This is a genomic window from Falsiroseomonas sp. (assembly GCF_030695085.1).
In the GTDB taxonomy this organism is placed as follows: domain Bacteria; phylum Pseudomonadota; class Alphaproteobacteria; order Acetobacterales; family Acetobacteraceae; genus Falsiroseomonas.
In genome coordinates, this window is the sequence record NZ_JAUYTS010000176.1 from 1 (window position 1) to 9,177 (window position 9,177).

The window sequence follows — 9,177 nt, forward strand, 5'->3', positions numbered from 1 at the left end:
GCCAGCGTATCCTCGATGCCGGTCAGCGGATCGACCACGGCGGCCCGCAGCGCGCCCTGGCTTTCCGCCACGCGCTGCCCCGCGGCAGCGGCCCCGGGCGCCAGCAGCGGCGGCAGCAGCAGCGCGAGCGCCAGCGGCAACGCCACCAGCGCGGCCAGCGCCGGGTCCAGCGCGCCGAGCACCAGCGCGATCGCCAGAACCGCGGAAACCCCCGCCACCCCCGGCACCACGGCGCCGAGATACACGCGGTCCAGCGCATCGATGTCGGACACCAGCCGCCCCAGCAGATCCCCCGCGCGGCGGAAGCCAAGCCCGGCGGGCAGCCGTTCGGCCAGCCTGCGGAAGAACCAGATGCGGGTATCGGCCAAAGCGCGGAAGGTGGCGGCATGCGTCACCAGCCGTTCCAGGTAGCGGAAGATGGGCCGCAGGATGATGACCGGCCGCAACCAGATCAGCGCCGCGCCGCCACCGGCAAAGACCGCCGCCTGGGTTACCCCCTCCGCCACGCCACGCCCGGCGAGACCGAGCAGCGCCAGCCCTGCAAGCGCCGCCGCACAGGCCATGGCGAGGCCAGCCAGAAGCCAGCCGGCGCGGCCATGCCACAGGCGGAGAACGCGCAGAAGGTCGGCGGCCATGCCGGGCCGATTCACATCTCCAGGTACGCCCCCGCGCTGGTTATCGGACGGGGTCATTCGCCCGCCATCCGAGGCCCGGGCACCCGCCCGGCCTCGATCTCCAGTACCCGTCCGAGCCGATGCGCGGCGCGGGAATGGCTCGCGATGATGGCGGTGCGCCCGGTGCAGAGGCGGCGCAGGCTGTCCAGCACCTCGGCCTCCGTGCCCGGGTCGAGATGCGCGGTCGGCTCATCCAGCAGCACCAGCGGCGTGTCGCGCAGGAAGGCGCGGGCGATGGCCACCCGCTGCGCCTGGCCGCCGGACAGGCCGAAGCCGCCCTCCCCCACCAGCGTCTCGAGCCCCTGCGGCAGCGCCTTGGCGAAGTCGGTCACGCGCGCGGCGGTGGCGGCGGCCTCGACCTCGGCCGGCGTAGCGCCGGGCCGGGCGAGCGCGATATTCTCCCGGATGGTCCCGCGGAACAGATGCGCCCGCTGGCCGACATAGGAAGACAGCCGGCGCAATTCGGCCGGGGCGAGCTTGGTCGCATCCTGGCCGTTCAGCGAAATGCGGCCCGAATCCGGCCGCCGGAATCCCATCAGCAGCCGCAGGATGGAGGATTTGCCGGCACCCGACGGCCCCGCCAGCACCACCGTCTCCCCCGGCAAGGCGCGGAAACTCAGCCCATCCAGGGCCGGCGGGCGGGTCGGGTCGTAGCTCAGCCGCACATCCTGGAAGCTGACCACCAGGCGCGCCGGCATCTCCTCCAGCTTCAGCCCGCCCGGCACCTCCGCCTCCAGCAGCGGGGCGAGTTCGGCGGCGGCGCCGCGCGCGGCCATGCGCTCATGATAGGCCTGGGAGAAGGTGCGCAGCGGGGTGAACAGCGCCGGCACCAGCAGCAGGCAGAAGATCGCGCCAGCCGGGTCCGGGTGGTTCAGGCCGAGGATGGCGCCGTGGCGGATGGCGAGGCAGGCGATGGCGCCGGCGGCCAGCGCCTCCATCGAGGCGGAGGACAGGAAGGCCACGCGCAGCACGCGCATTGTGCGCTGGCGCAGATCCTCCGCCGCCACGCCCAGCGCCTTAGCCTCTGCCTCCTGCTGCCGGAACAGCACCAGGGTGGGCAGGCCGCGCATGCGGTCCAGGAACCGGCCGGAGAGCGAATCGAGGGCCGCGAATTGCCGCTTGCTGGCCTGCGCCGCGCCGATGCCGGTGACGGCCATGGCAACCGGCACCAGCAGGGCCGCCAGCAGCAGGATGGCGCCGCTGGTCGCATCCACCATGAAGGCGGCGCCCGCCACCAGCAGCGGCCCGGCGATCGCCATGGCGGCGGCCGGCAGCCAGCGCGTGAGAAAACCTTCCAGCGCCTCGATCCGGTCCACCACCAGCGCGGCCCGGTCGCCGACGCCGCGGCCATCCTCCGCGCCCTGGGCGAGCAGGCGTTCGAAGGCGGCGGCGCGCAGCCGGGCCTTCGCCGCCTCCCCCGCCGCCAGCAGGGTGCGTTCCTGGGCCATGCCGAGGCTGGCCGACAGCACCGCCAGCGCCGCCACGGCACCCAGTGCCGGCCAGCCGGCCGCGCCGAAGCCCAGCAGGGTGGCGATCAGCCCGGCGATCAGCCAAGCCTGGGCAATCCCCACCACCACCTGGGCGACACCGAGGCCCAGCGGCACGCGCAATCGGCCGCGTGCCGCCCGCGCCTCGCGCTGCAGCAGCGCGGACGCCGCATCTCCCCCCTGTCTCGCCCTTGGCATGTCGGCACGAAGGATAGGACAGGCCGTGCGGCGGGTCATCACCCCTTGGTCGCTTCTCCGGCGCTTCAGGCTTGCCCTGTGGTGCGAAATCCCCAACCTGCCGGAATGCGAGGCCGGAGAGTCCCACCATGCTGCCCACCCACGGACGCTATGAATACGCCGCCTGGCCGGGCCGCACGCCCTATGCCTGGCCCGGGGGGGCGACGCTGGCGGTGTATCTCGGCGTCAACCTGGAGCATTTCGCCTTTGGCGAGGGGCTGGGCGCGGAGTTGGCACCAGGTGGGCCGCCGCCCGATGTGCTGAACTTCGCCTGGCGGGACTACGGCAACCGCGTCGGCGCCTGGCGCCTGCTGGAATTGCTGGACGAGTTGCGCCTGCCCGCCACGGTGCTGCTGAACAGCGCCATGTATGACTTCGCGCCGGAACTGCTGGCCGCGCATCGCGCCCGGGGCGATGAAATGGCCGGCCATGGCCGCACCAATTCCGAACGCCAATCCACCCTGCCCGAGGCCGACGAGGCGACGCTGATCGCCGACTCGACCGCCGCCATCACCCGGCATGAAGGCGCCCCGCCGCGTGGCTGGCTCAGCCCCTGGATCGCCGAAAGCCGCGTGACGCCGGACCTGCTGGCGGAAGCGGGCTATGCCTACACCATGAACTGGTGCGCCGATGACGCGCCGATCTGGATGCAGACCCGCGCCGGAAGGCTGCTTGCCATGCCCTACCCGCAGGAGGTGAACGACATTCCCGCCGTGGTCGCCCGCAAGGATGGCGCGGCGGCCTTCGCCGACATGATCCTGGATGATTTCCACGAACGCCTGCACCAGACGCAGGACGGCATGGCGCAGGTGATGGGCATCGCGCTGCACCCCTACATCATCGGCCAGCCGCACCGGATGCGGCATCTGCGCCGCGCACTGGCCGGGATCGCGCAGCACCGCGACGCCATCTGGATCACCACCGCCGGTGCCATCCACGACCATGTGGCCGCCCTGCCGCCCGGCGTGGTGCCGGGTTCGGAGTGGGTGGCATGAGGCGCTTCCTGCTGCTGGCGGTGCTGCTGCTCGGCGCCTGCGCCACCACCCCGGCGCGCCCGCCGGTCGCCACCGTGCCGCAGGTGGACCTCGCCCGCTACGCCGGCACCTGGTTCGAAATCGCGCGCTTTCCCAACAGCTTCCAGGACAGCGCGCGCGGTTGCACCCACACCACCGCCACCTATACGCCGCGGCCGGATGGCACGATCGGCGTGGTCAATCGCTGCCGCGGCGCGGATGGCTCCGCCCGGGTGGCCGAGGGCAGCGCCTATGTCGTGCCGGAAAGCGGCAATGCGAAGCTGCGCGTGACCTTCTTCTGGCCCTTCTATGGCGATTACTGGGTGATCGGGCTGGATCCTTCCTATCGTTGGGCGGTGGTGGGCGCCCCCGGTCGGGACTATCTGTGGGTGCTGGCCCGCCGGCCGGAACTGGCGCCGGGTGATTATGCCGAAGCGGTGATCACCGCCGCCGGGCAGGGGTTCGAAATCAGCCGGCTGCGCCCCACGCCGCAGGAGTAGCCTTCATGTCCTGGTCCATCCCGCTCGGTCGCATCGCCGGCACCGAGATAAGGCTGCATCTGACCTTCCTGCTGCTGCTGGCCTGGATCGGGGTGGCGCATGGCCTGCAGGGCGGCATGGCGGCGGCAGTCCAGGGCATTGTCTTCATCTGCCTGCTGTTCGGCTGCGTGGTGCTGCATGAATTCGGCCATGTCGCCGCCGCCCGCCGCTATGGCGTGCGCACGCCCGACATCACGCTGCTGCCGATCGGCGGTGTCGCCCGGCTGGAACGCATGCCGGAGAAACCATCCGAGGAGCTGGTGGTGGCGCTGGCCGGGCCGGCGGTGAATGTGGTGATCGCGCTGCTGCTGTTCCTCGTGCTGGGCGGTGTGCCCGCGGTGGCGGCCATGGCGAGCCTGGAGAATCCGGCGCATGGCCTGCTGGCACGCCTGTTCTGGGTGAATGTGACGCTCGCCGTGTTCAACCTGCTGCCCGCCTTCCCGATGGATGGCGGGCGGGTGCTGCGGGCCCTGCTGTCGATGCGCCTCGGCAGCCGGCGGGCGACGGATCTCGCCGCCGGAATCGGCCAGGCGCTGGCCTTCGCGCTGGGGCTGATCGGGCTGCTGAATGGCGCACCGCTGGTGGTGTTCGTGGCGCTGTTCGTCTGGCTCGGCGCGCAGGCGGAGGCACAATCGGTGCAGATGCGGGAGCTGTCGCGCGGCATGCGGGCCGAGGATGCCATGATCACCCGCTTCGAGAGCCTGCCTGTCAGCGCCCGCATCGCCGATGCGGCGGAGCTGCTGATCCGCACGGCGCAGACCGATTTCCCCGTGGTCGATGGCGGCGGAAGGCTGCGCGGCATCCTGACCCGCAGCGACCTGGTGCGCGCCTTGCAGCAGGCTGGCCCGGATGCGCCGGTGCTGGAGGCGATGCAGCGCGAGGTGCCGGTGGTGGCGCATCGCGCGCCGCTGGAGGACGCGTTGCGCGTGATGCAGGAAGCCGCCGGTCCGATCGGTGTGGTGGATGCGGCGGGCCGGCTGATCGGCGTGCTGACCCATGAAAACCTGGGCGAGATGCTGATGCTGGAAACCGCCCGGGCCGGGGCGCGGGCTACCCCAGCTCGAAGCTGGTAACGCCGAACAGACGGTCCGCGCGGATTTCGGGCGCGGCGCCGGTGTACATGCGCGCCGTCTCGAAACCGGGCGTCAGGCCGAGCGATTCGGCCAGCGCCACGGCGGCGCGATGCGGCTCCGGCACATCGAGGAAGACCGGGCCTTCCGGCACCCGCGCCAGCAGCGCGGCGGCCAGCGCCTGTGCCACCGCAGGGCTTTCGGCGACGAGCGGGCCGAGTTTATGCCCCTCCCGCGCCGGGCGGATCACGCCGAAGCCGGTGACGGTGCCATCCGTCACACGGGCCAGCGCCACATGGCCGGGCTGGGCGATCCAGGCGCGCAGGAAACCCTCCCGCGCCGCCGGAAACACGCTGCGGTCGAGTGCCGCGAGCGCCGCGAAGGGCACATCGGCGGCAGGCAGGATGCCCTGGGCCGGGGCGGGCGGGCGCAGCGGCACGCCGCCGAAGCGAATGTTGTTCCACGCCAGGACGAAGCCCGACTTCCGGTAATTCGCCTGCTGCGCCACCACGCCATCCAGCCCGACCAGCCGGCCCGCAAGCTGCGCCATGCCGGCGCGCCACACCGCCATGCCATGCCCCTGCCCGCGCAGATCGGGTCGCGCGATATAGAAGCCTATGAAGCCGAAATCGGCGCCGTAGCGCGTGGCGGCGATCACGCTGAGCAGCGCGCCGTCTTCCTCCATGGCCAGGAACAGCCCGGCATCCTGCGCCAGGAAGCAGGGCAGGTCCGCGAGGCCCGGGTTCCAGCCCTCGGCCGCGGCCCATTCCACGGCGGTCGCGGCCTGCGCCGCGCTCAATGTGATCAGGCGCGCCATGTCAGTGCATGATGTCCCCGCCATTGGGCGACAGCGTCGCGCCGACGAAGAAATCGCCGCCGGGCGAGGAGGCCAGCAGCAGCGCCGCCGCCGCGATCTCCTCCGGCTGTCCGACCCGGCCGATCGGCAGCGCCGCGCCGATGCGCGCCGCCCATTCGGGGCCGAGCTGCGCGGTGAGGTCGGTGGCGACCGGGCCGGGTGCGATGGCGTTCACCAGAATTCCCTTCGGCGCGCCCTCATACCCGAGCGCGCGGGTGAAGCCGATCAGTGCCGCTTTGGCCATGCAATAGGGCACGATGTTGGGCGCGCCCTTCAGCCCGAGCTGGCTGGCGGTGGTGATGATTCGGCCGCGGCCACGCGCCGCCATGCCGTCCCACACCGCCTGGGCGGCGAAGAAGCTCGCCTTGACGTGGACGTTCATCACCCGGTCGAACATCTCCTCCGTGATCGTGCTGATCGCGCCGCGGCTGTTCAGCCCGGCATTGTTCACCAGGATGTCGCAGGGGCCGAGCTTGGCCTCCGCCTCCGCGATGAAGTCGCGCAAGGCGGGCAGGTCCGCGACATCGACGGGGGCGGCCAGGGCACGGCGGCCCAAAGCCTCGATCTCCGCGACGACGGGGTTGGCGCCCTCGGCATCGTCCAGATGGCAGAAGGCGATGTCGGCGCCCTCCCGCGCGAACAGCAGCGCGATGGCGCGGCCGATGCCGCGGCTGCCGCCGGTGATGATGGCCACCTGGCCTGCCAATTGACCGCTCATGCCAGAAGCCTCCGCATCGCCGCGCTGAACTCCTCCGCGATGGCGAGGCTGTGGATGTGCCGCCCCGCCTCCACCACCGCACGCCCGCCGACTACCGTGGTCTTCACCGGGTTGGACTGGCCGCTGAACACCCAGGCATCCAGCAGCGCGTCACCGTCCCGGCCGGTGAGTGTCGGATGGCGCGTATCAAGTTCCACAAAATCCGCGCGCATCCCGGGCGCGATGGCACCGAGGCGCCGGCCGCTGGCCTGGGCGCCACCGGCGAGCGCGGCGTCGTAGAGCGCGCGGCCGGGATGCGGGTTTTGATCAACCGTGGCGACAGCTCGGGAAAAGTCGCGCAGGCGCTGGCTGGTCTCCAACTGGCGCAGCTCATCGCGGGGCGCGGTGCCGACATGGCTGTCCGTGCCGATGCCGAAGCGGCCGCCGGCAGCCAGGTAGCCGGGCAGCGCGAAGGTGCCATCGCCGAGCGAGGCCTCGGTGCTCGGGCACAGCCCGGCCACGGCGCCGGAACCCGCGAGGTCGGCAATTTCGGAAGCGTCCATATGCGTCGCATGAATCAGCACCCAGCGCGGGTCGAGCGGCGCATTGTCCAGCAGCCAGCGCACCGGGCGCGCGCCGGTGGCGGCCAGGCACTCCGCCACCTCCTTCGGCTGTTCGGCGGCGTGGATATGGATGGGGCCGGCGAAATCCTGCACGCCGCGCAGCAATTCGGGCGTCACCGCGCGCAGCGAATGCGGCGCGAGGCCAAGCGCCATCTGCGGGTCATCGCCGATCGCGGCGCGCGTCGCCTCCGCAATGGCGAGGAAGCCGTCGAGGTCGTTCAGGAAGCGCCGCTGCCCCTCATGTGGCGGCACGCCGAAGATGCCGCCATGGCGGTACAGGCTGGGCAGCATGGTCAGCCCGATGCCCGTGCGCCGCGCCGCCGCGATGTTGCGCAGCGCCATCTCGGCACGGTTGGCATAGGGCGTGCCGTCCGGCTGGTGGTGCAGGTAGTGGAATTCGCAGAGACCCGTGAAGCCGTGCTCCAGCAGTTCGACGTGCAGTTGCGCGGCGACGGCCTCCGCATCCTCGGGCGAAAAACGGCCGACGAAGCGATACATCGTCTCCCGCCAGGTCCAGAAACTGTCCTGGCCTTGCGGGCTGCGCCGTTCCGCGCCGCCGGCCATGGCGCGCTGGAAGGCGTGGGAGTGCAGGTTCGGCATGCCGGGCAGCACGGCGCCCGCCAGGCGGCGCGTGCTGCCGCGTGGGGTCGCGCCGGGCGTCACGGCGGTGATGAAGCCGGCGGCATCGGCCTCGATCAGCACATCCCGCGCCCAGCCTTGCGGCAGCAGCGCGGTGGTGGCGAGAAAGGATCGCGTCATGCGTCTCGCATGCCCTGTTGCGGCGCCTCGCGCAATGGGCGGGACCGGCCGGTGAAGGCGTGGCGGTCGCCCGGATAGGTCAGGCGCACGGCGGTCACCGCATCCGCGCCGCGCCAGCTTCGACGGTCCAGCACCAGGCAGGCGGCGCCCTCGGCGATGCCGAGCAGGGAGGCGGTGGCGGCATCGGCCGGGACGGCGCGGATGCGATGCTCGGCCTCCGTCCAGGGCACGCGGTCCAGCAGCCAGGATCCAGGGGGCAGCGCGTCGAAGGGCTCGGCGCGGGCTTCCGGCACGGCGTGCAGGCTGATCAGCCGGTCCTCCAGCGCCGCGGCGATGCCGCCCGCCTCATGCCGCACCGAGAGCGCCAGCACCCGCGCGCCGCGCGGCAGCGCGCCGAGCCGGGTGCGGTCCTCCGCCGTCGCGGCGCGCAGGGTGCGGGACAGCACGGCGTGGCGATGGCCGGGGCCGATGGTGGCGCGGAGGTCGGGGATGCCCAGCAGCGTCTCCTCCGCGCGGGGCTCCGCCACGAAGCTGCCGGCCTTGCGGCGGCGCACCACCAGGCCAGCGGTGACGAGATCCGCCAGCGCCCGGCTCGCCGTCATTCGCGCCACGCCATGTTCCGCCACCAGCTCCGCCTCCGATGGCAGGCGGTCGCCGGGGCGCAGCGCGCCGGAGAGGATGCGCGCCTCGATCTGGGCACGGATGGCGGCGTGGCGGGTCATGCGATTATGTCTAGACATAATACGCCCAAGCCGCAATGCTGGACGAAAGCCCCGGAGAGAACCGATGACCGATCCGCGCCGCCGCAACGCCCCCGCCATCCGCAGCCCGCGCGGGCTGGAACTGAGCTGCCGCCACTGGACCACGGAAGCGGCGATGCGGATGCTGATGAACAATCTGGACGACGAGGTGGCCGAGAAGCCGGGCGAACTGGTGGTCTATGGCGGCATCGGCCGCGCCGCGCGGGACTGGGACAGCTATGAGCGCATCATCGCCACGCTGAAGCGGCTGGAGGAGGACCAGACATTGTTGGTCCAGTCCGGGAAACCCGTCGGCGTGTTCCGCACCCATGCCGATGCGCCGCGCGTGCTGATCGCCAATTCCAACCTGGTGCCGCGCTGGGCGAATTGGGAGCATTTCTCCGAGCTCGATCGCAAGGGGCTGATGATGTACGGCCAGATGACCGCCGGGTCCTGGATCTATATCGGCAGCCAGGGGATCG

Annotated in this window: 8 protein-coding genes and 2 pseudogenes; 4 read left to right on the forward strand and 6 right to left on the reverse strand. The window is 71.9% G+C overall.

Annotated elements, in window-relative coordinates:
* Nucleotides 1–635 (reverse strand): annotated as a pseudogene (locus Q8S40_RS19325) (thiol reductant ABC exporter subunit CydC); the annotation flags it as partial.
* A gap of 53 nt (nt 636–688) precedes the next feature.
* Nucleotides 689–2,284 (reverse strand): thiol reductant ABC exporter subunit CydD, encoded by a 1,596-nt coding sequence (cydD, locus tag Q8S40_RS19330; protein WP_305671705.1) that lies wholly within the window; start codon nt 2,282–2,284, stop codon nt 689–691.
* Between the two features lie 203 nt (nt 2,285–2,487).
* Between cydD and Q8S40_RS19335 the strand changes: the two genes are divergently transcribed.
* From Q8S40_RS19335 to Q8S40_RS19345, 3 genes are read left to right on the forward strand one after another with little or no spacing between them, the layout of a single operon-like run.
* Nucleotides 2,488–3,393 (forward strand): polysaccharide deacetylase family protein, encoded by a 906-nt coding sequence (locus Q8S40_RS19335; protein ID WP_305671706.1) that lies wholly within the window; start codon nt 2,488–2,490, stop codon nt 3,391–3,393.
* Nucleotides 3,390–3,911, forward strand: a complete 522-nt coding sequence (locus Q8S40_RS19340) for a lipocalin family protein (protein ID WP_304810699.1) — start codon at nt 3,390–3,392, stop codon at nt 3,909–3,911. Before Q8S40_RS19335 ends, Q8S40_RS19340 begins: the two co-directional genes overlap by 4 nt.
* 5 nt (nt 3,912–3,916) lie before the next feature.
* Nucleotides 3,917–5,023 (forward strand): site-2 protease family protein, encoded by a 1,107-nt coding sequence (locus Q8S40_RS19345; protein WP_305671707.1) that lies wholly within the window; start codon nt 3,917–3,919, stop codon nt 5,021–5,023.
* On the opposite strand, the gene Q8S40_RS19350 is transcribed toward Q8S40_RS19345, so the two are convergent.
* The 4 genes from Q8S40_RS19350 to Q8S40_RS19365 are packed head-to-tail and all read right to left on the reverse strand — an operon-like array spanning nt 5,001 to nt 8,677.
* Nucleotides 5,001–5,837, reverse strand: a complete 837-nt coding sequence (locus Q8S40_RS19350) for a GNAT family N-acetyltransferase (protein ID WP_305671708.1) — start codon at nt 5,835–5,837, stop codon at nt 5,001–5,003. The genes Q8S40_RS19345 and Q8S40_RS19350 overlap by 23 nt on opposite strands.
* Before the next feature lies 1 nt (nt 5,838).
* The gene (locus Q8S40_RS19355) at nt 5,839–6,594 is read right to left on the reverse strand and encodes an SDR family NAD(P)-dependent oxidoreductase (RefSeq protein WP_305671709.1); all 756 of its coding nucleotides are present in this window, start codon (nt 6,592–6,594) and stop codon (nt 5,839–5,841) included.
* Nucleotides 6,591–7,955 (reverse strand): formimidoylglutamate deiminase, encoded by a 1,365-nt coding sequence (locus Q8S40_RS19360; RefSeq protein WP_305671710.1) that lies wholly within the window; start codon nt 7,953–7,955, stop codon nt 6,591–6,593. Before Q8S40_RS19360 ends, Q8S40_RS19355 begins: the two co-directional genes overlap by 4 nt.
* A complete protein-coding gene (locus tag Q8S40_RS19365) occupies nt 7,952–8,677 on the reverse strand; it encodes a UTRA domain-containing protein (protein ID WP_304810692.1) in 726 nt (241 codons plus the stop codon). Before Q8S40_RS19365 ends, Q8S40_RS19360 begins: the two co-directional genes overlap by 4 nt.
* Nucleotides 8,678–8,741: 64 nt before the next feature.
* On the opposite strand from Q8S40_RS19365, the pseudogene Q8S40_RS19370 reads away from it, so the two are divergent.
* Nucleotides 8,742–9,177, forward strand: a pseudogene (locus Q8S40_RS19370) (urocanate hydratase); the annotation flags it as partial.

What these genes read in the sequence shown, in the direction of transcription:
- Q8S40_RS19335 (WP_305671706.1), top strand. Translation starts at nt 2,488, where the DNA reads ATGCTGCCCACCCACGGACGCTATGAATACGCCGCCTGGCCGGGCCGC.
- Q8S40_RS19340 (WP_304810699.1), top strand. Translation starts at nt 3,390, where the DNA reads ATGAGGCGCTTCCTGCTGCTGGCGGTGCTGCTGCTCGGCGCCTGCGCC.
- Q8S40_RS19345 (WP_305671707.1), top strand. Translation starts at nt 3,917, where the DNA reads ATGTCCTGGTCCATCCCGCTCGGTCGCATCGCCGGCACCGAGATAAGG.
- Q8S40_RS19350 (WP_305671708.1), bottom strand. Translation starts at nt 5,837, where the DNA reads ATGGCGCGCCTGATCACATTGAGCGCGGCGCAGGCCGCGACCGCCGTG.
- Q8S40_RS19355 (WP_305671709.1), bottom strand. Translation starts at nt 6,594, where the DNA reads ATGAGCGGTCAATTGGCAGGCCAGGTGGCCATCATCACCGGCGGCAGC.
- Q8S40_RS19360 (WP_305671710.1), bottom strand. Translation starts at nt 7,955, where the DNA reads ATGACGCGATCCTTTCTCGCCACCACCGCGCTGCTGCCGCAAGGCTGG.
- Q8S40_RS19365 (WP_304810692.1), bottom strand. Translation starts at nt 8,677, where the DNA reads ATGACCCGCCACGCCGCCATCCGTGCCCAGATCGAGGCGCGCATCCTC.